19 protein-coding genes are annotated in these 23018 nt (G+C 55.6%); 11 read left to right on the plus strand and 8 right to left on the minus strand.

Annotation, left to right across the window (positions count from 1 at the left end; all coding sequences use genetic code 11):
- Positions 1 to 6: 6 nt before the first annotated feature.
- Complete coding sequence (locus ACOTX3_RS09525) at positions 7 to 1158, minus strand: Gfo/Idh/MocA family protein (protein ID WP_013095330.1); 1152 nt, start codon at positions 1156 to 1158, stop codon at positions 7 to 9.
- 192 nt (positions 1159 to 1350) lie between these two features.
- On the opposite strand from ACOTX3_RS09525, the gene ACOTX3_RS09530 reads away from it, so the two are divergent.
- Positions 1351 to 2409 (plus strand): LacI family DNA-binding transcriptional regulator, encoded by a 1059-nt coding sequence (locus ACOTX3_RS09530; protein ID WP_029882373.1) that lies wholly within the window; start codon positions 1351 to 1353, stop codon positions 2407 to 2409.
- Here the strand turns inward: ACOTX3_RS09530 and msrA are convergent, their stop codons facing one another.
- Entirely contained in the window at positions 2410 to 3051 is a 642-nt protein-coding gene (gene msrA, locus ACOTX3_RS09535; protein WP_014830428.1) for a peptide-methionine (S)-S-oxide reductase MsrA, read from the minus strand.
- Between the two features lie 225 nt (positions 3052 to 3276).
- Between msrA and tamA the strand changes: the two genes are divergently transcribed.
- The 3 genes from tamA to ACOTX3_RS09550 are packed head-to-tail and all read left to right on the plus strand — an operon-like array spanning position 3277 to position 9130.
- Positions 3277 to 5010 (plus strand): autotransporter assembly complex protein TamA, encoded by a 1734-nt coding sequence (gene tamA / locus ACOTX3_RS09540; protein WP_250116759.1) that lies wholly within the window; start codon positions 3277 to 3279, stop codon positions 5008 to 5010.
- Positions 5007 to 8783 (plus strand): autotransporter assembly complex protein TamB, encoded by a 3777-nt coding sequence (gene tamB / locus ACOTX3_RS09545; protein WP_058678898.1) that lies wholly within the window; start codon positions 5007 to 5009, stop codon positions 8781 to 8783. The genes tamA and tamB overlap by 4 nt, the downstream gene beginning before the upstream one ends.
- Before the next feature lie 2 nt (positions 8784 to 8785).
- On the plus strand, positions 8786 to 9130 hold the full coding sequence (locus ACOTX3_RS09550; RefSeq protein WP_028027890.1) for a gamma-glutamylcyclotransferase family protein: 345 nt from the start codon (positions 8786 to 8788) through the stop codon (positions 9128 to 9130).
- A gap of 313 nt (positions 9131 to 9443) precedes the next feature.
- On the opposite strand, the gene ACOTX3_RS09555 is transcribed toward ACOTX3_RS09550, so the two are convergent.
- The 3 genes from ACOTX3_RS09555 to ppa form a co-directional block, all read right to left on the minus strand.
- On the minus strand, positions 9444 to 9914 hold the full coding sequence (locus ACOTX3_RS09555) for a hypothetical protein (RefSeq protein ID WP_038984263.1): 471 nt from the start codon (positions 9912 to 9914) through the stop codon (positions 9444 to 9446).
- Positions 9911 to 10495, minus strand: coding sequence for a hypothetical protein (locus ACOTX3_RS09560; protein ID WP_013095338.1), 585 nt, complete (start codon positions 10493 to 10495; stop codon positions 9911 to 9913). The genes ACOTX3_RS09555 and ACOTX3_RS09560 overlap by 4 nt, the downstream gene beginning before the upstream one ends.
- 218 nt (positions 10496 to 10713) lie before the next feature.
- Positions 10714 to 11244 carry an inorganic diphosphatase gene (gene ppa, locus ACOTX3_RS09565; RefSeq protein ID WP_008501423.1) on the minus strand — a complete coding sequence of 177 codons (531 nt, stop codon included), beginning with the start codon at positions 11242 to 11244 and terminating at the stop codon, positions 10714 to 10716.
- Between the two features lie 309 nt (positions 11245 to 11553).
- Here ppa and ytfQ point away from each other — a divergent pair, with 309 nt between their 5' ends.
- The 5 genes from ytfQ to ACOTX3_RS09590 all read left to right on the plus strand — a co-directional run bounded on the left by ytfQ (position 11554) and on the right by ACOTX3_RS09590 (position 17833).
- Positions 11554 to 12510, plus strand: coding sequence for a galactofuranose ABC transporter substrate-binding protein YtfQ (ytfQ, locus tag ACOTX3_RS09570; protein ID WP_014882271.1), 957 nt, complete (start codon positions 11554 to 11556; stop codon positions 12508 to 12510).
- A gap of 131 nt (positions 12511 to 12641) precedes the next feature.
- Positions 12642 to 14144 (plus strand): galactofuranose ABC transporter, ATP-binding protein YtfR, encoded by a 1503-nt coding sequence (gene ytfR / locus ACOTX3_RS09575; RefSeq protein WP_038418554.1) that lies wholly within the window; start codon positions 12642 to 12644, stop codon positions 14142 to 14144.
- 10 nt (positions 14145 to 14154) lie between these two features.
- A complete protein-coding gene (gene ytfT / locus ACOTX3_RS09580) occupies positions 14155 to 15180 on the plus strand; it encodes a galactofuranose ABC transporter, ATP-binding protein YtfT (RefSeq protein ID WP_161496896.1) in 1026 nt (341 codons plus the stop codon).
- Positions 15167 to 16168, plus strand: coding sequence for a galactofuranose ABC transporter, permease protein YjfF (gene yjfF, locus ACOTX3_RS09585; protein WP_014830436.1), 1002 nt, complete (start codon positions 15167 to 15169; stop codon positions 16166 to 16168). The genes ytfT and yjfF overlap by 14 nt, the downstream gene beginning before the upstream one ends.
- Before the next feature lie 93 nt (positions 16169 to 16261).
- Positions 16262 to 17833: a methyl-accepting chemotaxis protein gene (locus ACOTX3_RS09590; RefSeq protein WP_038418556.1), complete on the plus strand. Its 1572-nt coding sequence runs from the start codon at positions 16262 to 16264 to the stop codon at positions 17831 to 17833.
- On the opposite strand, the gene ACOTX3_RS09595 is transcribed toward ACOTX3_RS09590, so the two are convergent.
- Together ACOTX3_RS09595 and fbp are read right to left on the minus strand one after the other, a co-directional pair.
- Complete coding sequence (locus ACOTX3_RS09595; RefSeq protein WP_038418557.1) at positions 17805 to 18164, minus strand: helix-turn-helix domain-containing protein; 360 nt, start codon at positions 18162 to 18164, stop codon at positions 17805 to 17807. The two genes, ACOTX3_RS09590 and ACOTX3_RS09595, sit on opposite strands and share 29 nt — an antisense overlap.
- Before the next feature lie 145 nt (positions 18165 to 18309).
- Positions 18310 to 19308 (minus strand): class 1 fructose-bisphosphatase, encoded by a 999-nt coding sequence (fbp, locus tag ACOTX3_RS09600; RefSeq protein WP_013095345.1) that lies wholly within the window; start codon positions 19306 to 19308, stop codon positions 18310 to 18312.
- A gap of 197 nt (positions 19309 to 19505) precedes the next feature.
- On the opposite strand from fbp, the gene mpl reads away from it, so the two are divergent.
- Entirely contained in the window at positions 19506 to 20879 is a 1374-nt protein-coding gene (gene mpl / locus ACOTX3_RS09605; RefSeq protein WP_013095346.1) for a UDP-N-acetylmuramate:L-alanyl-gamma-D-glutamyl-meso-diaminopimelate ligase, read from the plus strand.
- A gap of 103 nt (positions 20880 to 20982) precedes the next feature.
- On the opposite strand, the gene yjgA is transcribed toward mpl, so the two are convergent.
- Positions 20983 to 21534 carry a ribosome biogenesis factor YjgA gene (gene yjgA / locus ACOTX3_RS09610; protein ID WP_008501414.1) on the minus strand — a complete coding sequence of 184 codons (552 nt, stop codon included), beginning with the start codon at positions 21532 to 21534 and terminating at the stop codon, positions 20983 to 20985.
- Between the two features lie 95 nt (positions 21535 to 21629).
- Between yjgA and pmbA the strand changes: the two genes are divergently transcribed.
- Complete coding sequence (pmbA, locus tag ACOTX3_RS09615) at positions 21630 to 22982, plus strand: metalloprotease PmbA (RefSeq protein ID WP_032618803.1); 1353 nt, start codon at positions 21630 to 21632, stop codon at positions 22980 to 22982.
- The last annotated feature ends 36 nt before the right edge of the window (positions 22983 to 23018 follow it).

Genomic DNA, 23018 nt, shown 5'->3' on the forward strand with positions numbered 1-23018 from the left:
CCTGAGTTACCAGGTGCCGGAGGCATCCAGCGTGACGCTGGCGGTCTCTTTAGCCACTGAGGTGCTGATACGCTGTTGAAGCAAGCGCAGATACTGTTTCTCGTTGAGCGGGAGGTCGACCCAGTCGTCGGTCCAGGTGGAGAGGTGCATGGCGTTGGAGAGCGTTAACCCGTGGATCCCTTCCAGCCCCGGGGCAATGAGCGGCTCGCCGCGCAGGATGGCGCCGCAGAAATTGGCGGTAATAACGTGGTGTTCACTGCATTCCGGGCCGACGGGAAGCGTGACCTCCCAGCATTCCGGTTCACCAAAGCCGTTTTGCCAGCGGGCGTTGAAGGCGGTTTCAGATTCCCGCAGCCGCCAGTAGCGCAGTTTCCCTTCTTCGACGACCACCTTGCCGCGATCGCCGACGATCTCCAGCCGGTTGGTCCCCGGCGTTTCAGCCACGGTCGTGATAAATACGCCCGTCGCACCGTTGGCGTATTCGGCGTAGGCGGTGACCTCATCTTCCACTTCAATGTCGCGATGCTTACCAAACTGGCAAAACGCGCGCAGACGGATCGGCATACCAACCAGCCACTGCCAGAGATCGAGCTGATGCGGGTCCTGATTGAGCAGTACGCCACCGCCTTCTCCTTTCCAGGTGGCGCGCCAGCCGCCGGAGTTGTAGTAGCTCTGCGAGCGATACCAGTTGGTAATGATCCAGTTGGAGCGGCGGATCTCACCCAGCTCGCCGCTGTCGATCAGATCTTTCACCTTCTGGTAGAGCGGATTCGGGCGCTGGTTGTACATGATGCCGAACACCACATCGCAGGTCCGGGCACAGGCGTTCATCTCCTGCACCTGCGCCGTATATACGCCGGCCGGTTTTTCGCAGAGCGTGTGGATGCCGTGGCGCATCGCCAGCATCGACAGACGCGGATGCTCATAGTGCGGCGTTGCGACAATCACCGCGTCGATAAGCCCGCTCTGAAGCATCTCCTGCGCATCGCTGAAAAGGGGGAGGGAGCCGACCAGCTGGCGAATGGCCGGATGCTTTTCCGGTGCATTATCACAAACCGCCGCCAGGCATGCGTCACTGACCGTACCCGCCAGTAAATAACGCGCGTGGACCGTACCGATATTACCTATTCCGATAATGCCAAAACGTACCTTCTCCATGTCACACCTTAATTTCAGTTGAAATGAGGGATGACCGGAAAATAGGAAAGGGGAGCCGCAGCGACAATGTGTTTTTGTGAGAATACTCGCAAGCTGTTTAAGTAATCTCCAGGGTCTCTGAAATTTGGTTTTAAAATCAAAGCGCTGTTTCTGCAAATATTTGCAAAAACTGATTGAGAGCGAGGTCACACTATGCCGGGCAGATTAAAAATGGAGGAGATTGCGACCCTGACGGGGTATTCCGTCAGCACGGTTTCGCGGGTATTAAGCGGCAAGTCTTATGCCAGCGATAAAGCCCGTGACGCGATCGTTCGCACCGCGCGCGAATTAGGTGTTCTGGAGGCAATGGCAAGCGGAAGGCTGTTAATTAACGGTATCGCTGTCTTTGCCCCGGAAAGAACTTTTCAGGGGCGTGGAGACATTTTTTATCTGGAAGTGACCAAAGGCATTGCTGAAGCGTGCGCCCCGCATAACGTGTGGGTCAGTTGCTGCGGATTAGAAGAGCAGCACGCCGACGTGAAATTGTTTATGGAAAAGGCCAGCCATAAGAATATCAACGCGATAATAATTATTGGGACTGATGATTCCACCATCTTTAAACTGGCGAGCACGCTGAATAAGCCCTGCGTATTGATTAACTCCGTTGATCGGGATCGGGTGCTGGACGCCGTGTCACCCGATCACCGGGCGATTGGTTTCACCGCCATGCAGTACCTTTTTGAGCAGGGGCACCGCCGTGTGCTCACGCTCACCTGCCTGCGGCGAGAGACGCTGTATGCGCGTCTGGACGGCATTAAAGAGGCGTACCGCCATTTTCACGTGGCCTTTGATCCCCAGCGTGATTTGCTGGTGACGGAGTGGTTTACGGCAGAGGAGGCCGAGCGGGCGCTGGATGCATGGCTGTTAAGTCATGACAGATCGCAGTGGCCAGAGGTGATTTTCCCGAACAGTACCAGCATGACGGAGGGGGTGATCAGGGCGTTAACGCGCCACGGGCTGCGCATTCCGGAAGACATTTCGCTCATTACGACCGATTTTGCATGGAATTTAGCGCACCGTCTGGAAAAACCGATCACAGGCGTCACGGTGCCCTGCCGTGAGCTGGGGATTGAGGCCGTACACCTGCTGCAAACGCGGCTCAACCGACCTCAGGCGCCGGTCTATAACCTGCTGTTGCAGGGCAAAGTCATGGATTACGGCTCAGTCAGTAATGCCACGCGCCACGCGGCTCGCGTGGCGCTGGATCAGTAATCAGGCAAGCTGCGGCGGCAGGCACACGCCGATGCCACCAATTCCGCAGTAGCCGTACGGATTTTTGTGCAGATACTGCTGGTGGTCGTCCTCGGCATAGTAGAACGGTTTCGCGGTGGTGATTTCCGTTGTCACCTCGCGCGTATCACCTGCGTCGCGCATGGCCTGCTGGAAACGCTCCTTACTGGCGAGTGCGGCGGCTTCCTGCTCAGGCGTGAGCGGATAAATCGCCGAACGATACTGGGTGCCATGGTCATTACCCTGACGCATACCCTGCGCCGGGTCGTGGTTTTCCCAGAATACCTGCAGCAGCTGTTCATAGCTGATGACGGACGGGTCGTATACCACGCGTACGGCTTCAGCATGGCCGGTCTCGCCGGAGCAGACTTCGCGGTAGGTGGGGTTTGGCGTATATCCGCCCGTGTAGCCCGCCGCGGTGCTGTAGACGCCAGGCAACTGCCAGTAGAGGCGTTCCACGCCCCAGAAGCAGCCCATGGCAAACAGGGCGATTTCCATGCCTTCAGGTACGTTGGTCATGGAATGGCCATTCACGGCGTGTAAGGTTGCGACTGGCATAGGGGTGTTGCGTCCCGGTAATGCATCTGCTTGTGAAACCAGATGCTTTTTGTCGAATAAACTCACGATGGGGCCTCCCGGGGTGCGATGTTTCGGTTAAGGTTGTCACGAAGCGTTTAATTGAACACAATAAATGCGCTGAATGAGTCTAGATTTAATCATAAGAAATATTTGGGTGTTACACCCTTTTTCAACCCGAGAATTGGGTTTTTTGGCTAACAGGCCGTATTTTGCCGCGGAGCGGCACTTCATTTGCTTCCAGGGTGGAAACAGGGATATTCAGGAGAGAACGTGACAAAAATCCGCCAGTTATGTTTGGTCAGTGTCTTGCTGACAAGCGGGGTTGCCAGCGCGGCGAATGTCCGTTTGCAGGTTGAGGGGTTATCCGGGGCGCTGGAAAAAAACGTGCGTGCACAGCTGTCGACGATTGAAAGTGACGAAGTGACGCCGGACCGGCGTTTTCGTGCACGCGTGGATGACGCGATACGCGAAGGGCTAAAAGCCCTGGGATATTACGAACCCACCATCGATTTCGATCTCCGCCCACCGCCAAAAAAGGGGCGGCAGGTGCTTATTGCCCGCGTCTCGCCGGGTGAGCCGGTGCTGATAGGCGGCACCAATGTGGTGTTACGCGGCGGCGCGCGTACCGATCGCGATTATCTGGATCTGCTCAGTACGCGGCCTAAAATCGGTACCGTACTGAATCACGGTGATTACGACAGTTTCAAAAAATCGCTGACGAGCGTCTCCTTACGCAAGGGCTACTTCGACAGCCAGTTCAATAAAAGCCAGCTGGGCATTGCGCTGGGCAGACGCCAGGCTTTCTGGGATATCGACTATGACAGCGGCGAACGCTACCGCTTTGGCGACGTGACGTTCGAAGGCTCGCAAATTCGTGAAGAGTACCTGCAAAACCTCGTGCTGTTCAAAAAGGGTGACTACTACCATTCACGCGATCTGGCCGAGCTGAACCGCCGCCTGTCGGCAACCGGGTGGTTTAATTCGGTGGTTGTTGCGCCGGAGTTTGAAAAGGCCCGCAAAACCAAGGTATTACCGCTGCACGGTGTGGTGTCGCCACGCACCGAAAACACCATTGAGACCGGGGCTGGCTATTCAACGGACGTGGGGCCGCGCGTGAGGGCGACCTGGAAAAAGCCGTGGATGAACTCGTACGGCCATAGCCTGACCACCAGTGCCAGTATCTCAGCCCCGGAGCAACAGCTCGACTTCAGCTACAAAATTCCGCTGCTGAAGAACCCGCTTGAGCAGTATTACCTGGTCCAGGGGGGCTTTAAGCGTACCGATCTGAACGATACCGAGTCGGATTCCACCACGCTTGCCGTATCCCGATTCTGGGATCTCTCCAGCGGCTGGCAGCGCGCCATTAACCTGCGCTGGAGTCTTGACCACTTTACCCAGGCCAACGTCACCAACACCACCATGCTGCTCTATCCGGGGGTGATGATCAGCCGTACCCGCTCACGCGGCGGCCTGATGCCGACCTGGGGCGATTCCCAGCGTTACTCTATCGATTACTCCAACACCATGTGGGGTTCCGATGTGGATTTCTCGGTAATTCAGGCGCAAAACGTCTGGATCCGCACGCTGTATGACAAACACCGCTTTGTGATGCGCGGTAACCTCGGCTGGATTGAAACCGGCGACTTCGACAAAGTCCCGCCTGACCTGCGCTTCTTCGCCGGGGGCGACCGCAGTATCCGCGGCTACAAATACAAATCCATCGCGCCTAAAGATGATGACGGCAAGCTGATCGGGGCCTCCAAGCTGGCGACCGGCTCGCTGGAGTACCAGTACAACGTCAGCGGAAAATGGTGGGGCGCCATGTTTGTGGACGGCGGCGAAGCGGTGAGCGATATCCGCCGCAGTGATTTCAAAACCGGCGCGGGCGTGGGCGTGCGCTGGCAGTCGCCCGTCGGGCCCATCAAGCTCGACTTCGCTGTGCCGGTGGGTGACAAAGAAGAACACGGTTTACAGTTTTACATCGGTCTGGGGCCTGAATTATGAGTTTATGGAAGAAGATAAGCCTCGGAGTACTGATTTTTATCGTGCTGCTGCTCGGTACGGTGGCGTTTCTGGTGGGCACGACAACCGGCCTGCATCTGCTGTTTAACGCGGCGAACCGCTGGGTACCCGGGCTGGAAATCGGCCAGGTGACGGGCGGCTGGCGCGATCTACGTCTGAAGAATATTCGCTACGAGCAGCCTGGCGTTGCGGTCAACGCGGGCGAGTTTCACCTTGCCGTCAGGCTGGGTTGCCTGCGGGACAGTAAGCTCTGCGTCAACGACCTGTCGCTAAAAGATGTGAACGTGGCGATTGATTCGGAGAAAATGCCGAAATCAGCGCCGGTTGAAGAAGAGGACAGCGGCCCGCTGAATCTCTCGACGCCGTACCCGATTGCGCTTTATCGGGTGGCGCTGGACAACGTCAATGTCAAAATCGATGACACCACCGTATCGGTGATGGATTTCACCTCCGGCCTGCGCTGGCAGGAGAAAAACCTCACCCTGACGCCAACCACCCTGCAGGGATTGCTGATCGCGCTGCCGAAGGTGGCGGACGTGGCGCAAGAGGAGATCGTCGAGCCGAAGATCCAGAACCCACAGCCGGAAGAGAAACCGCTGGGTGAAACGCTGAAAGATCTGTTCTCGAAGCCCGTCCTGCCGGAGATGACGGACGTGCACCTGCCGCTGAACCTGAATATCGAAGCGTTCAAGGGCGAGCAGTTGCGTCTGACTGGCGACACCGATCTCACGGTCTATAACATGTTGCTGAAGGTCAGCAGCATCGACGGCAACATGAAGCTCGACGCGCTGGATATCGACACCAACCAGGGCTCTGTCAATGCCTCGGGTCATGCCCTGCTGCGTGACAACTGGCCGGTGGATATTACCCTGAACAGCGCGCTCAACATCGACCCGCTGAAAGGCGAAAAAGTGAAGGTCAAGGTAGGCGGCGCGCTACGCGACAAGCTGGATGTCGGGGTGAATCTCTCCGGCCCGGTGGACATGGTTCTGCGCGCGCAAACCCAGCTGGCGGAAGCCGGACTGCCGCTTAACCTTGAGGTGGTCAGCAAGCAGCTGTACTGGCCGTTCACCGGCGAAAAACAGTTCCAGGCCGATGACCTGAAGCTGAAGCTGAGCGGCAAGATGACCGATTACACGCTGTCGTTCCGTACCGCCGTGAAGGGCCAGGACGTGCCACCCGCCACGATCACGCTGGATGCAAAAGGGAATGAACAGCAGGTTAATCTCGACAAACTGACCGTTGCGGCGCTGGAAGGCAAAACCGAGCTGACCGCGCTGCTCGACTGGCAGCAGGCGATCAGCTGGCGCGGTGAGCTGAAGCTCTCGGGGATTAACACGGCGAAAGAGGTGCCGGACTGGCCGTCAAAACTGGACGGTCTTATCAAAACCCGCGGCAGCCTGTACGGCGGCACGTGGCAGATGGATGTCCCGGAAATCAAGCTCACCGGTAACGTGAAGCAGAACAAGGTTAACGTGGAAGGTTCGCTCAAAGGCAACAGCTACCTGCAGTGGGTGATCCCGGGTCTGCACGTGGCGCTGGGGCGCAACACGGCGGATATCAAAGGCGAGCTGGGGGTGAAAGATCTGAACCTCGACGCCACTATCGATGCGCCGAATCTGGATAACGCCCTTCCGGGGCTTGGCGGCACGGCGAAGGGGCTGCTTAAGGTGCGCGGCACGGTGGATGCACCGCAGTTGCTGGCGGATATCACGGCCAGTAACCTGCGCTGGCAGGAGCTGTCCATCGCCCGCGTTCGCGTTGACGGGGATGTGAAATCCACCGATCAGATCGGCGGTAACCTGAACCTGCGCGTGGAGCGCATTTCTCAGCCAGACGTGAACATTAATCTGGTGACCCTTGACGCCAAAGGCAACGAGAAGCAGCACGACCTCCAGCTGCGCGTGCAGGGCGAGCCGGTTTCCGGGCAGCTTCACCTGACGGGGAGCTTCGACCGCAAGGCGGAGCGCTGGAATGGGACGCTCGACAATACCCGTTTCAACACCCCGGTAGGGCCATTGGTGCTGTCACGCGCTATTGCCCTGGACTACCGCAATGCCGAACAAAAGATCAGCATTGGCCCACACTGCTGGACCAACCCGAATGCGGAGCTGTGTGTGCCGCAGACCATCGACGCGGGAGCGGAAGGGCGCGCGCAGATCACCCTCAATCGTTTTGATCTGGCGATGTTAAAACCGTTCATGCCGGATACCACTCAGGCGAGCGGCGTCTTTAGCGGGAAGGCCGATGTGGCCTGGGACACCACCAAAGAGGGGCTGCCACAGGGCAGCGTGACGCTTTCTGGCCGCAACGTGAAGGTGACACAGGATGTCAACAACGCGCCGCTGCCGGTGGCGTTTGATACCCTGAACCTGAGCGCGGATCTGCACAACAACCGGGCCGAGCTGGGGTGGCTTATCCGCCTGACCAATAATGGCCAGTTCGACGGTAAGGTGCAGATTACCGACCCACAAGGGCGACGTAATCTGGGCGGGAACGTCTCTATTCGCAACTTCAACCTGGCGATGGTTAACCCGATTTTCTCGCGCGGTGAAAAAGCGGCGGGGATGCTCAACGCGAACCTGCGGCTGGCGGGCAACGCGCAAAGCCCGCAGCTGTTCGGCCAGATGCAGCTAAACGGTGTGGATATCGACGGCAACTTTATGCCGTTCGATATGCAGCCAAGCCAGATTACGATGAACTTCAATGGGATGAGCTCAACGCTGAACGGCTCGGTGCTGACCCAGCAGGGGCAAATCAACCTCAGCGGTGACGCCGACTGGAGCCAGCTTGATAACTGGCGCGCCCGTATCGCCGCGAAAGGCAGCAAGGTGAGGATCACCGTACCGCCGATGGTACGTCTGGATGTCTCGCCGGATATCGTCTTTGAAGCAACGCCGAGCCTCTTTACCCTCGACGGGAACGTGGACGTGCCGTGGGCGCGCATCGTGGTTCACGAGGTGCCGGAAAGCGCGGTGGGCGTCTCCAGTGATGAAGTGATGCTCGACGATAACCTCAAGCCGATTAATCAGCAAAGCGCGGGCATTCCGATCAACAGCAATCTTACCGTGCATGTGGGGAATAACGTTCGTCTGAACGCGTTTGGGCTGAAGGCACGCCTGACGGGTGACCTGAAAGTGGCGCAAGACAGACAGGGGCTTGGCCTCAACGGGCAGATCAACATTCCTGAAGGGCGCTTCCATGCTTATGGTCAGGATTTGATTGTGCGTAAAGGTGAACTGCTGTTCTCCGGTCCGCCGGATCAGCCGCTGCTCAACATTGAAGCGATTCGTAACCCGGAAGCGACAGAAAACGACGTGATTGCGGGCGTGCGCGTCACCGGTTCGGCCGACGAACCGAAGGCGGAGATCTTCTCCGACCCGGCGATGTCCCAGCAGGAAGCACTCTCTTACCTGCTGCGTGGTCAGGGCCTGGATAGCGGCCAAAGCGACAGTGCAGCGATGACCTCAATGTTAGTGGGTCTGGGGGTTGCACAAAGTGGTCAGGTTGTGGGTAAAATCGGTGAGACGTTCGGCGTAAGCAATCTGGCGCTGGACACCCAGGGCGTGGGTGACTCCTCGCAGGTGGTGGTCAGCGGCTATGTACTGCCGGGTCTGCAGGTAAAATATGGCGTGGGGATCTTTGACTCGCTGGCAACTCTCACGTTACGCTATCGCCTGATGCCTAAGCTATATCTGGAAGCAGTGTCCGGCGTAGACCAGGCACTTGATCTGCTCTATCAGTTTGAGTTTTAGCAATGCGAATATTTGTCTACGGCAGTTTACGAACCAAGCAAGGCAACAGTCACTGGATGACCAATGCCCTGTTGCTTGGGAATTACAATATCGAAAACTACCAGTTGTACAGCCTGGGCCACTATCCAGGCGCGGTTCCCGGCGAAGGAACAGTACACGGTGAAGTTTATCGTATTGATAACGCGACACTTGCTGAACTTGATGCCTTGCGCACCAGGGGCGGTGAATACGCGCGCCAGTTGATCCAGACGCCGTACGGAAGTGCGTGGATGTACGTCTACCAGCGTCCGGTCGAAGGGTTAACGCGGATTGTAAGCGGTAACTGGTTAGACAGAGACCAGTACTGAAAAAACAACGCCACCGTGAGGTGGCGTTGTTTTTTTGTTCCTTCAACTCTCTTCTTTATCCCGGCGACGGGTTAAAAACAGAGGAACAAACAGCATGATGTACGGGGCAATAAGCCATAACAGGCACAAGGCGCGTGAACGGCCATAGTAGTTTATGCACCGCGTATTGCTTGAAATGACGGGCAGGAAAAACAGTAAAAACAGCAGAATCGCATAATCACTTCGATAAGGGATCCATAAGTACCCCAAAAACCAGGCAAGCTGGAATGCCAGGATGCAGAGATACTGCCATTTACTGTCTTTGCCGTAACAGTCAAACGCCTTTATGTAGCCCATCTTTATGCTTTGAAGAAAGAAACTTAGCATGTATAACGCTCACGATCGCGACGGTCAGGAGGGTGCTCGTGAGCAACGCCCCTAAAAAATAGCCGTAGGTAATGTCAGTAGCACCCGGGCCTAAAGTATGCAATTTACTATATCCTCTCTCTACGGCAACGAAAAGCGTATAGAGACCGATATTAATACAGAACTGAAGCAGACATGAAACAACGATATTTCTGGGGATTCTTTTTAATAGAGTGAGCGACGCATAAATAATACATGCTGAAAGAACGAAGAAGAGCCCGTTGCATAAACTGGATAATAAGGCGCTGTTCACTTCGCTAAATACTAAATTATTGCTCCCATAGTACCATGCCAGGTATTCAATATATGTGCTTCTGCCAAAGATAAAGGCGGCAATAATAAGGATGAAAAGACTCACGATATGAGTTTTTTTATTCATAATTTTGCTCCTTTTGAGAGCAGTTCTTTCATTGTTTTACTGGCTTCTAGCTGATCTTTGATTATGGCAAGATCGCGCGTGTTATGGTTATATTTTGCAATAGCGGTTGGCGTGCCTTTTCCACCATTGTCCATAAAGAAAACAATATCCTTACGGCCATACAGAAGAACTTGTGGAATGGGATCACGGCCATAACTCACCGCCTGTGGCAGCGAGTGGATAGACTCTGTCGTGAGGAACCGAGGAATATTTTCAAGTTCAATATTGCCTAACGGTGTTGTGGCAACAAGGGAGCCGATAAAATCGGTCGTATACACTAACGTATCTGTATCTTTGGTCGTGACTTTTGAACCCGTAATATATTTTATCTGTTGCCAAAGAGTAATGTCTTTGGGGATAACCTTAACACCATCCATAAACATATCTTGCTTACGTTTGAGCTGAATGACAGTACGGTGTACCTGTGTCAAAGAGGGACTTATTTCCCCAAAAGAAGGCATCAGGCCATCGCGAGAATACAGGCGTTCAATGATAAAATAAATTCCAGTTGGGCGGGCAACATCAATGTTAATGGATGACATGTGAATCCTATAATGAATGGGGATTAATGTTCATCGTGACAGTATGTTGTTAATGACCAGTCTATTCAACTATCCCCACCATAAATGATAGTGCATCGTTTATGGTTTTATTATATGTATGAAAAGGAATGAGATTCTTCTTAAATATCCGCTTGTGATGCGTTAGCCAGGTACAAAAAAGCCCCGACCAGCGGGGCTTTATCGATGTGCGGTAAGAATTACTTCTTAGCAGCGCGTTCGAAAGAGGCGATGATTTCTGCTTTCGCCGCTTCTGCGTTGTCCCAGCCGTCAACTTTAACCCATTTGCCTTTTTCGAGGTCTTTGTAGTGCTCGAAGAAGTGAGTGATCTGCGCTTTCAGCAGTTCTGGCAGGTCGTTCACATCTTTGATGTGATCGTACTCTTTGCTCAGCTTGGTGTGCGGTACCGCAACCAGTTTCGCATCTTCGCCGGATTCGTCGGTCATTTTCAGCACGCCAACTGGGCGGCAGCGAATGACTGCGCCTGGCTGCAGTGGGTATGGCGTTGGAACCAGCACGTCAACCGGGTCACCGTCCAGAGACAGGGTGTGGTTGATGTAACCGTAGTTGCATGGATAGAACATCGCGGTAGACATGAAACGGTCTACAAACAGCGCACCGCTCTCTTTGTCCACTTCGTATTTGATAGGATCTGCGTTAGCCGGGATTTCGATAACAACGTAGATGTCTTCTGGCAGTTCTTTACCCGCAGGGACGTTGAGTAAGCTCATGTCTGTGTCCTTTAAAATGGATGGTAAACAAGTGGCAGGTATTATAGCCAACTGGCGCTGAATGTCTCCGCCTGTTTTCGTCTTCTCACCGCGTTCGTCTCACTTTTCAGACCGATTCCATGGCAGAAAAATCCATAAACTCAGCCGCATTTTTCATGGAGAAATGAAAGCGATTACAAACTTGTGATTAACGTTTTATTCACTTTTCTGAAGTGTGATGTAACGCAATTCGTTACATATTTCATTGGCTATAGTCATTTCGCAGAACATCTTTTAACCAACAATAACTCACCCTACGAGGACGTTCATATGTGGAAGCGCTTACTTCTTGTCACAGCAGTTTCGGCAGCCATGTCGTCTATGGCGATGGCCGCACCTTTAACCGTAGGATTTTCGCAGGTCGGCTCTGAATCAGGCTGGCGTGCGGCAGAAACCAACGTGGCGAAAAGCGAGGCCCAGAAACGCGGCATCACGCTGAAGATCGCCGATGGCCAGCAAAAACAGGAAAACCAGATTAAAGCCGTGCGTTCGTTTATTGCGCAGGGTGTGGATGCCATCTTTATTGCGCCCGTTGTGGCCACCGGCTGGGAGCCTGTCCTGAAGGAAGCGAAAGATGCTGAGATCCCGGTCTTCCTGCTCGATCGTTCCATCGATGTAAAAGACAAATCTCTCTATATGACCACCGTGACCGCCAACAACGTTCTTGAAGGGCAATTAATTGGTGACTGGCTGGTGAAACAGGTGGATGGCAAGCCGTGTAACGTCGTTGAGCTGCAAGGTACGGTCGGCGCGAGCGTGGCCATCGACCGTAAGAAGGGGTTTGCTGAGGCCATCGCCAAAGCGCCAAACATTAAAATTATCCGTTCTCAGTCCGGCGACTTTACCCGCAGTAAAGGTAAAGAGGTCATGGAGAGCTTTATCAAGGCTGAAAACAACGGCAAGAACATCTGCATGGTTTACGCCCACAACGATGACATGGTGATCGGGGCGATTCAGGCCATTAAAGAAGCGGGCCTGAAACCGGGCAAAGATATCCTCACCGGCTCTATCGATGGCGTGCCGGACATCTACAAAGCGATGATCGACGGCGAAGCCAACGCCAGCGTGGAGCTCACGCCAAACATGGCCGGTCCTGCATTCGATGCGCTGGAGAAATTCAAGAAAGACGGCACGATGCCTGAGAAGGTGACGGTCACCAAATCCACTCTCTACCTGCCGGATACCGCGAAAGAAGAGTTAGAGAAGAAGAAAAATATGGGCTACTAAGCTCAGCCCCCTCACCCTAGCCCTCTCCCCGGAGGGGAGAGGGAAAAGGGCAGTTTGGGCAGAAAATTAAAGACTGGCACGAATAGTCCCCTCTCCCCTACGGGGAGAGGGTCAGGGTGAGGGGGAAAACCATGACCACTGAACAACACCAGGAAATCCTCCGCACAGAGGGCTTGAGTAAATTCTTCCCCGGCGTAAAAGCGCTGGATAACGTTGATTTTAGCCTGCGACGCGGCGAGATCATGGCGTTGCTGGGCGAGAACGGTGCGGGGAAATCGACGCTGATTAAAGCCCTGACCGGGGTTTATCACGCGGATCGCGGCACCATCTGGCTGGAAGGTAACGCCATATCACCCAAAAATACCGCCCATGCGCAGCAGCTGGGGATCGGGACGGTGTACCAGGAGGTGAACCTGCTGCCGAACATGTCGGTCGCGGATAACCTGTTTATTGGCCGGGAGCCACGACGCTTTGGCCTGCTGCGCCGCAAGGAGATGGAAGCGCGGGCGACAAAACTGATGGCGTCTTACGGCTTCTCTCTTGACGTACGCGAGCCGCTGAACCGTTTTTCCGTCGCCATGCAGCAGATTGTCGCCATTTGTCGCGCTATCGACCTCTCGGCAAAAGTGCTGATCCTTGATGAGCCCACCGCCAGCCTCGATACCCAGGAAGTGGAGATGCTCTTTACCCTGATGCGCCAGCTGCGCAATCAGGGCGTGAGCCTGATCTTCGTCACCCATTTCCTCGATCAGGTGTATGAGGTGAGCGATCGCATTACGGTACTGCGCAACGGCAGTTTTGTCGGCTGCCGCGACACCCGCGAGCTGCCGCAGATTGAACTGGTCAAAATGATGCTCGGCCGCGAGCTGGAGTCCAATGCGCTCCAGCGTGCCGGCCGTACGCTGCTGAGTGAGAAACCGGTCGCCGCGTTCAGTGATTTCGGCAAGAAAGGGGTGATCTCGCCGTTTAACCTGGAGGTGCGCCCCGGTGAAATTGTCGGTCTGGCGGGCCTGTTAGGCTCGGGCCGTACCGAAACCGCCGAGGTGATCTTCGGGATCAAGCCTGCAGACAGCGGCACCGCGCTGATCAAAGGTAAACCGCAAACCCTGCGCTCGCCACATCAGGCCTCCTGTCTGGGTGTGGGTTTCTGCCCGGAAGACAGAAAAACGGATGGCATTATTGCCGCCGCCTCGGTGCGGGAAAATATCATTCTGGCCTTACAGGCGCAGCGCGGCTGGCTGCGGCCGATCCCACGGAAAGAGCAAAACGCCATAGCCGAGCGCTTTATTCGCCAGCTCGGTATCCGTACCCCGAGCGCAGAACAGCCGATAGAGTTCCTCTCCGGGGGCAACCAGCAGAAGGTACTGCTTTCCCGCTGGCTGCTGACCAAACCTCAGTTCCTGATCCTCGATGAACCGACCCGCGGCATTGACGTGGGGGCGCACGCCGAAATTATCCGCCTTATTGAAACCCTGTGCGCGGACGGGCTGGCGCTGCTGGTCATCTCGTCTGAACTGGAGGAGCTGGTGGGCTATGCCGATCGCGTCATCATCATGCGCGATCGCAAGCAGGTGGCAGAGATCCCGCTGGATAAACTGTCCGTTCCGGCAATCATGAATGCCATCGCGGCGTAAGGAGTGAATCGTGATGTCTCGTTCGCTTTCGCAAACTGGCGAAACAAAACGCCGCTTCAACTGGCCGACCGGCACGCCGCAAATCGCCGCGCTGCTGGTGGTGTTGCTGGTCGATAGCCTGGTCGCACCGCATTTCTTCCAGATAATCGTGCAGGATGGCCGCCTGTTCGGCAGCCCGATCGATATTTTAAACCGCGCCGCGCCGGTGGCGCTGCTCGCCATTGGTATGACGCTGGTGATCGCCACCGGCGGGATCGACCTTTCTGTTGGCGCGGTGATGGCCATTGCCGGGGCGACGGCAGCCTCAATGACCGTGGCCGGGCACAGCCTGCCGGTGGTGCTGCTGGCGGCGTTGGGCACCGGCGTGCTGGCCGGACTGTGGAACGGCATTCTGGTGGCGGTGCTCAAAATTCAGCCGTTTGTTGCCACGCTGATATTGATGGTGGCCGGGCGCGGTGTCGCGCAGCTCATCACCTCGGGGCAGATTGTTACCTTCAACTCGCCGAACCTGGCGTGGCTCGGGAGCGGCAAGCTGCTCTTCTTCCCCACGCCGGTGATCATTGCGCTGGTGACGCTGGTGGTGTTCTGGATCTTTACCCGCAAAACGGCGCTGGGCATGTTCATTGAAGCGGTCGGGATCAACATCCGTGCGGCGCGCAACGCGGGGGTCAATACGCGGCTGATGGTGATGCTCACGTACGTGTTGAGCGGCGTGTGTGCTTCCATCGCCGGGGTGATCGTCGCGGCAGATATTCGTGGGGCTGATGCCAACAACGCCGGGTTATGGCTGGAGCTGGATGCGATCCTGGCGGTGGTCATTGGCGGCGGATCGCTGATGGGCGGGCGCTTTAACCTGCTGCTCTCGGTAATTGGCGCGCTGATTATTCAGGGCATGAACACCGGGATCCTGCTTTCCGGGTTCCAGCCGGAACTCAACCAGGTGGTGAAAGCGGTGGTCGTACTCTGCGTGCTGATCGTCCAGTCACCGCGCTTTGTCAGCATCATTAAGGGGATCCGTGGCCATGATAAAACGTAATTTACCGTTAATGATCACACTGGGCGTGTTTGTGCTGGGCTATCTCTACTGCCTGACCCAGTTCCCGGGGTTCGCCTCGACGCGTGTGATTTGTAACATTCTGACGGATAACGCCTTTTTAGGCATCATCGCGGTCGGCATGACCTTTGTGATCCTCTCCGGGGGGATTGATCTCTCCGTCGGATCGGTGATCGCCTTTACCGGCGTGTTTCTTGCCAAAGCGATCGGTTTCTGGGGCATCTCGCCGCTGGTGGCGTTTCCGTTGGTGCTGGTGATGGGCTGTGCGTTTGGTGCCTTTATGGGGCTTCTGATTGACGCGCTCAAGATCCCGGCCTTTATCATTACGCTTGCCGGGATGTTCTTCCTGCGCGGCGTGAGCTACCTGGTGTCTGAGGAGTCGATCCCAATCAACCATCCAGTGTACGACACGCTCTCCAGCCTGGCGTGGAAAATCCCCGGCGGGGGGCGCCTGAGCGCGATGGGGCTGCTGATGCTGGGCGTGGTGGTCATTGGTATCTTCCTTGCCCATCGCACCCGGTTTGGTAATCAGGTCTACGCTATTGGCGGCAACGCGACCTCGGCCAATCTGATGGGGATCTCCACCCGTAGCACCACCATCCGCATCTATATGCTCTCCACCGGGCTGGCGACGCTGGCGGGGATTGTCTTCTCCATTTACACCCAGGCGGGTTACGCGCTGGCCGGGGTTGGCGTTGAACTGGATGCGATTGCCTCTGTGGTGATTGGCGGCACGCTGCTCAGCGGCGGGGTGGGGACGGTGCTGGGAACACTGTTTGGCGTGGCAATCCAGGGGCTGATCCAGACCTATATCAACTTTGACGGCACGCTCAGCTCCTGGTGGACGAAAATCGCCATCGGCATTTTACTGTTTATTTTTATTGCCCTGCAGCGCGGTCTGACGGTGCTCTGGGAGAACCGCCAGAGCTCGCCTGTTACCCGCGTGAACACATCAGTAACAGAGCGATAACATGCTGAATTTGCTTAAAGTCTAAACATTTTCCGGTAGCGGCCGATACTCTTTTTTTATGCCCAGAAATATCTCGCTACCGGAAATAACATCATGCTTAAAACGCTATCGATTCGTACCGGCTTGCTCTCTTTACTGGCCGTTATGACCCTTCTGCTGCTGATTGTCAGCGGCATTGGCATTTATGCCCTCACACAGAGTTCTTCGTCACTTCAGCGCATCAACCACCTTCAGGGTGAGCAGATGGTGCAGCTCAATTCTGGCTATACGCTGATCCTTCGTGCGCGCAACGAGGCGGGCCAGGCTGTCAGAATGATGGAAATTGGTCTGCTGGACGATGCCGCGAAATCGGTGAAAAGCATTAATCAGGAGATCGCCCTGGCGCAAAAAACGCTGAAAGGCGTGATCGACGCAGGCGTGGCCGATCCCCAGGGACAGCAGTTGCTGGATAAGGTGGCGGCCAGTCTGGCGGCCTATAACCAGCAGGGGATCAACCCAATGTTGAAAGCGCTGAACGAACAGAGCGCAGACAGCTATTACGATCTGCTGGAGAGTAAGCTCATTCCGGTAGCAAAGCAGTTTGATAATGATATGCAGGCGTTCCAGATGTGGAGCGACGCGCGCGGGAAAGCGGAAGTCAGCGCCGTGCAGTCGAGCAAAACGCGGGTTCTGATCCTGATCGTTGTCGCGGCGCTGCTGACGGCAGGCATCATTGTGCTGGCCTGGCTGGTGCTGCGCCACATGCTGCTCAAGCCGCTCTCGGCGTCGATTGCGCAGCTGGAAAACGTCGCCGCGGGGGATTTAACCCACACGCTGAATGCCCCGGCGAGCCAGGAGTTCAACCGTCTGAATGCCGCCATCGAAGGCATGCGCCAGTCGCTGATGCACTCGGTGCTGCGGGTCCGCGATGCCAGCTCGCAAATTGATACCGGCAGCCGCGAGCTGACGGCGGGAAACAGGGATCTTGCCGAGCGCACGGAGTCCACCGCGACCTCGCTGGAGCAGACCGCCGCCAGCATGGAAGAGATCACCGCCACGGTGAAACTCAACGCGGATAACGCCGAGCAGGCGCACCAGCTGGCGAAATCTGTCTCGGATACTGCCGATCACGGCAGCGAAATGGTCTGCTATGTGATTGAGAAAATGCGCGATATCTCCGGCAGCTCGGCGCGCATTGCCGACATTCTGAGCGTTATTGACGGCATTGCCTTCCAGACCAACATTCTGGCGCTGAACGCCTCCGTGGAAGCGGCGCGTGCGGGCGAGCAGGGGCGCGGTTTTGCCGTCGTTGCGGGCGAGGTGCGCAATCTTGCCAGCCGCAGCGCCGATGCGGCAAAAGAGATCCGTTCACTTATCAGCGACTCGCAGACCCACGTTAATGAGGGCAGCGAGCTGGCGCAGCAGGCGGGCGAAACGATGGATGAGATCGCAACCGAAGTGCTGCGCATGACCAAACTGATGCGCGAAATTGCCACCGCGTCTCAGGAACAGAGCCGTGGTATTGAACAGGTTAATATTGCGGTAAATCAGATGGATGAAACCGCGCAGCAGAATGCGGCGCTGGTACAGCAATCCTCTGCCGCGACGCGCTCACTGGAAGAGCAGTCACGCCAGCTGATGGAAGCCATGTCATCATTTAAACTGACGACGCAGAGTGTCGCATAATATTCCCCGACCCTGGTACATTCTGTACCAGGGTATTATTCTCGGACGAATTAATCGCGCTAATATTATCGTGAATATTACCGAGTAATATTTCCAGCTGGTGGGTTAAGGTTAACGCTTTTTCCGTCGGTTCAAGATATAACCCTTTACGGATAAATAGCGGTTCAGCAAAAAGCTGGCTAAAGCGCTTCAACGCCAGGCTCACGGCCGGGCGTGACATCTCCAGCCGGACAGAGGCCTTCGCCATGCTGCCGCAGCGGACCACTTCAATAAAGACAGGAATAAGATTTAAATCGATGCCGGTATTGGCACGGGAATAGTTTTTCGTCACGGGTACGCTCCAGGAAATATCTGTCAAACTGTTATGGAAATAATGCAGGAGCGAATCTGAATATTAAAGCGCGTTTTTTATAAACACTTATACGGTAAATTATATAAATGTATTGGGGAGCCAGAGCGGCTCCCCGGGAGAGGGATTACGCGTCCGGATACTCACGGATAAAACGTTCAACGTCTTCAACCATATGGTTGTTGCCGACGAAGAAGGAACGACGCTGGTGCAGACTTTCTGGCACGATATCCAGAATGCGCTCTTTACCATCGCTCGCCTTGCCGCCCGCCTGTTCCGCCAGGAACGCCATCGGGTTGCATTCATACAGCAGACGCAGCTTCCCGTCCGGGTGGCTGGCGGTGCTTGGGTAGAGGTAAATGCCGCCTTTCAGCAGGTTACGGTGGAAATCCGCAACCAGGGAACCGATATAGCGGGAGGTGTAAGGGCGCTGCGTCGCTTTATCTTCTTCCTGGCAGAATTTGATGTACTTCTTCACGCCAGTCGGGAACTTGATGTAGTTACCTTCGTTGATGGAGTAGGTGTTGCCCTTCTCCGGGAAGCGCATACGTTCCTGACACAGGCAGAACACGCCCAGCGACGGATCGTAAGTAAAGGCATGAACGCCACAGCCAGTGGTGTAGACCAGCATGGTGGAGGAGCCATACACGACATAACCGGCAGCAACCTGCTGACTGCCAGGCTGCAGGAAATCTTCTTCTGTCACCGGCGTGCCAACAGGCGTGACGCGGCGGTAGATGGAGAAAATGGTACCGACAGAAACGTTAACGTCGATGTTGGAGGAGCCGTCCAGCGGATCCATCAGAACAACGTATTTCGCGTGTTCACACCCTTCGAATACGACAATTTCATCTTCTTCTTCAGAGGCGATACCCGCAACGATGTCGCGTGCGCGCAGTGCAGCTTTCAGTTTTTCATTTGCGAACAGATCGAGTTTCTGCTGAACCTCGCCCTGAACGTTCTCGGCACCGCTGGCACCCAGGATATCGACCAGACCGGCCTTGTTGATATCACGGTGGATGATCTTAGCGCCCAGCTTTATTGCCGACAGCAAAGCAGTGAGTTCACCGGTAGCATGAGAGAACTCGTGCTGCTTTTCGACAATAAATTCACCTAACGTTTTCATAACACTTTCCCTGCATCTTTGTGAGTAGAGCGATTGTATGTTCACTAAAACGACTAATGCCCAACAATCTTAACAAATATTCAAATAGTAGCGCAGAGGTGAATCGCGCCAGCAATATACGGATTTACCTGAAATGCGTTTCACACCCGCTAACATGTGAGTAAAATGTGCGCCACATTGAAGAAGGATAGTGACGTATGCGCATTCATATATTGGGGATTTGTGGCACTTTCATGGGCGGACTGGCAATGCTGGCGCGCTCGCTGGGCCATGAAGTGACAGGTTCGGACGCCAATGTGTATCCGCCGATGAGCACGCTCCTGGAAAAACAGGGCATCTCTCTGATTCAGGGTTATGATGCCAGCCAGCTGGATCCCGCGCCGGATCTGGTGATCATTGGCAACGCCATGACGCGAGGTAATCCGTGCGTTGAGGCGGTACTGGAACGCAATATTCCGTTCATGTCTGGTCCACAGTGGCTGCATGATTTCGTCCTGCGCGACCGTTGGGTTGTTGCTGTGGCCGGTACGCATGGTAAAACCACCACCGCCGGTATGGCGACCTGGATCCTTGAAGCCTGTGGTTACAAGCCTGGCTTTGTCATTGGCGGCGTTCCGGGCAATTTCGACGTGTCTGCGCGTCTGGGGGAGAGCCCGTTCTTTGTGATCGAAGCCGATGAGTACGACTGTGCGTTCTTCGACAAGCGCTCCAAGTTTGTACACTACTGCCCGCGCACGCTGATCCTCAACAACCTTGAGTTCGATCATGCGGATATCTTTGACGATCTGAAAGCCATTCAGAAACAGTTCCACCACCTGGTGCGCATCGTTCCGGGTCAGGGCCGTATCATCCTGCCGGAGAACGACATCAATCTTAAGCAGACCATGGCGATGGGCTGCTGGAGCGAGCAGGAGCTGGTGGGTGAGCAGGGCCACTGGCAGGCGAAAAAACTCAACGTGGATGCCTCGGAGTGGGAAGTGTGGCTCGACGGCGAGAAAGTGGGTGAGGTGAAGTGGGGCCTGGTTGGCGAACACAACATGCATAACGGCCTGATGGCAATCGCTGCCGCACGCCATGTGGGTGTTCAGCCTGCGGACGCGGCGAATGCGCTGGGTTCATTTATCAATGCCCGTCGCCGTCTGGAGCTGCGCGGTGAAGCCCACGGCGTAACCGTGTATGACGATTTCGCGCACCACCCAACTGCTATTCTGGCGACGCTTGCAGCGTTACGCGGCAAGGTCGGCGGTACCGCGCGCATTCTGGCGGTGCTGGAGCCACGCTCTAACACCATGAAAATGGGCATCTGCAAAGACGATCTCGCGCCATCCTTAGGGCGTGCCGACGAGGTCTTCCTGCTGCAGCCGCAGCATATTCCGTGGCAGGTCGCTGAAGTGGCCGATGCCTGCATTCAGCCTGCGCACTGGAGTGCGGATGTTGATGCTCTGGCGGATATGGTGGTGAAAGCCGCTCAGCCGGGTGACCATATCCTGGTGATGAGTAACGGCGGTTTTGGTGGGATCCATCAGAAGCTGCTGGACGGTCTGGCGAAAAAGGCTGAGGCCGCAGAGTAAAAAAAAAGCCCGGTGGCGCTAGCGCTTACCGGGCCTACTCATTGCACGACCTTGTAGGCCGGATAAGGCGTTTACGCCGCCATCCGGCGCAAAACCGCACGGATTACTCTTCGTTCTCAGACAGCTCGCGCAGATACTGGAAAATCAGACGCGCGGACTTCGGCGGCTTATTCCCTTCTTTCTCTTTCTTCGCGTTGCGGATCAATGAACGCAGCTGCTGGCGGTCGGCATCCGGCCACAGGTTCAATACTTCCGGTACCGCATCATCACCCTGTTCAATCAGACGGTCGCGGATCTGCTCCAGCTTGTGGAACAGCGCAACCTGCTGGTTGTGGCGGTTTTTCAGTTTATCCAGCGCCTGGCGGATCGGATCGACGTCGCGCTGACGCAGCATTTTACCGATAAGCTGAAGCTGGCGACGACGGCCTTCTTTTTTGATTTTCTGTGCCAGTTCAATGGCATCACGCAGATCCTGGTCGAGCGGGATCTTATCCAGCGCGTTTTTACCCAGTTCCACCATTTCTGCGCCAAGCTGTTTTAACTCTTCGGCGTCGCGTTTAATTTCACTTTTACTGACCCAGATGATCTCATCATCTTCGTCTTCGATGTCATCACCGGGAACGTCGTCGAGCCAGTCTTCGGGCTGCTTAGTCATGTCAGGCTCCTTAAAAAAAGAGGCTAATGTTACCAGTTAAGACGCGCACTGAAAAACGGTTCTCTGTTAGACTTCAGTTAACTCTCTCTTACAGTATGGCATTTGCGATGAAAGTAACCTCACAAGTTGAAGCGCAGCGTAAGATTCTGGAAGAAGCCGTCTCCACCGCGCTGACGCTCGCTTCAGGTAAATCAGATGGCGCCGAAGTGGCGGTCAGCAAAACCACCGGCATTAGCGTGAGCACCCGCTATGGCGAAGTGGAGAATGTAGAATTCAACAGCGATGGCGCACTGGGGATCACGGTGTATCACCAGAACCGCAAAGGCAGCGCGTCGTCTACCGATCTCAGCCCCGATGCCATTGCCCGTACCGTGCAGGCGGCGCTGGATATTGCGCGTTACACCTCACCGGATCCTTATGCTGGCGTTGCGGATAAAGATCTGCTGGCGTTTGATGCCCCGGATCTCGATCTTTTCCACCCGGCGGAAGTTACCCCGGACGAAGCCATCGAGCTGGCCGCACGTGCCGAACAGGCGTCTTTGCAGGCGGATAAACGCATCACCAATACCGAAGGCGGCAGCTTCAACAGCCACTACGGCATCAAAGTCTTCGGCAACAGCCACGGAATGCTGCAGGGCTATTGCTCAACCCGTCACTCGCTTTCCAGCTGCGTGATCGCCGAAGAAAACGGCGATATGGAGCGGGATTATGCTTACACCATCGGCCGCGCGCTGGGGGATTTACAGTCCCCTGAGTGGGTGGGCAAAGCGTGTGCTGAACGCACGCTGTCTCGCCTGTCACCACGTAAGCTCTCCACCATGAAAGCCCCGGTCATTTTTGCCAATGAAGTAGCGACCGGCCTGTTTGGCCATCTGGTGGGCGCTATCGCGGGCGGCTCAGTTTACCGTAAATCGACCTTCCTGCTCGACTCGCTGGGCAAACAGATCCTGCCGGAATGGCTGACCATTGAAGAGCACCCGCACCTGCTTAAAGGTCTGGCCTCCACGCCGTTCGACAGCGAAGGCGTGCGCACGGAACGCCGCGATATCGTTAAAGACGGCATTCTGACTCAGTGGCTGCTGACCAACTACTCCGCGCGCAAGCTGGGGCTGAAAAGCACCGGACATGCGGGGGGCATCCATAACTGGCGCATTGCCGGACAGGGCCTGAACTTCGAGCAGATGCTGAAAGAGATGGGCACCGGCCTGGTGGTGACAGAACTGATGGGCCAGGGCGTGAGCGGCATTACCGGAGACTACTCTCGCGGTGCGGCAGGCTTCTGGGTCGAAAACGGCGAGATTCAGTATCCGGTGAGCGAAATTACCATCGCCGGCAACCTGAAGGACATGTGGCGCAATATCGTTACGGTCGGTAACGATATTGAAACACGTAGCAATATACAGTGTGGTTCTGTATTACTGCCGGAAATGAAAATTGCCGGCCAGTAATACCCGAAAAGCGTTTTAATAATAAAAAAGGAAGTG

The sequence above is a fragment of the Enterobacter cloacae complex sp. IR5384 genome, from assembly GCF_049237265.1.
Taxonomy (GTDB): domain Bacteria; phylum Pseudomonadota; class Gammaproteobacteria; order Enterobacterales; family Enterobacteriaceae; genus Enterobacter; species Enterobacter cloacae.

Coding starts and splice junctions, on each gene's coding strand:
- ACOTX3_RS09525 (WP_013095330.1), bottom strand. CDS start 1,158: ATGGAGAAGGTACGTTTTGGCATTATCGGAATAGGTAATATCGGTACG.
- yjfF (WP_014830436.1), top strand. CDS start 15,167: ATGATAAAACGTAATTTACCGTTAATGATCACACTGGGCGTGTTTGTG.
- ACOTX3_RS09590 (WP_038418556.1), top strand. CDS start 16,262: ATGCTTAAAACGCTATCGATTCGTACCGGCTTGCTCTCTTTACTGGCC.
- ACOTX3_RS09550 (WP_028027890.1), top strand. CDS start 8,786: ATGCGAATATTTGTCTACGGCAGTTTACGAACCAAGCAAGGCAACAGT.
- ytfR (WP_038418554.1), top strand. CDS start 12,642: ATGACCACTGAACAACACCAGGAAATCCTCCGCACAGAGGGCTTGAGT.
- pmbA (WP_032618803.1), top strand. CDS start 21,630: ATGGCATTTGCGATGAAAGTAACCTCACAAGTTGAAGCGCAGCGTAAG.
- ACOTX3_RS09560 (WP_013095338.1), bottom strand. CDS start 10,495: ATGTCATCCATTAACATTGATGTTGCCCGCCCAACTGGAATTTATTTT.
- yjgA (WP_008501414.1), bottom strand. CDS start 21,534: ATGACTAAGCAGCCCGAAGACTGGCTCGACGACGTTCCCGGTGATGAC.
- ytfQ (WP_014882271.1), top strand. CDS start 11,554: ATGTGGAAGCGCTTACTTCTTGTCACAGCAGTTTCGGCAGCCATGTCG.
- fbp (WP_013095345.1), bottom strand. CDS start 19,308: ATGAAAACGTTAGGTGAATTTATTGTCGAAAAGCAGCACGAGTTCTCT.
- ACOTX3_RS09555 (WP_038984263.1), bottom strand. CDS start 9,914: ATGAATAAAAAAACTCATATCGTGAGTCTTTTCATCCTTATTATTGCC.
- mpl (WP_013095346.1), top strand. CDS start 19,506: ATGCGCATTCATATATTGGGGATTTGTGGCACTTTCATGGGCGGACTG.
- ppa (WP_008501423.1), bottom strand. CDS start 11,244: ATGAGCTTACTCAACGTCCCTGCGGGTAAAGAACTGCCAGAAGACATC.
- tamB (WP_058678898.1), top strand. CDS start 5,007: ATGAGTTTATGGAAGAAGATAAGCCTCGGAGTACTGATTTTTATCGTG.
- ACOTX3_RS09530 (WP_029882373.1), top strand. CDS start 1,351: ATGCCGGGCAGATTAAAAATGGAGGAGATTGCGACCCTGACGGGGTAT.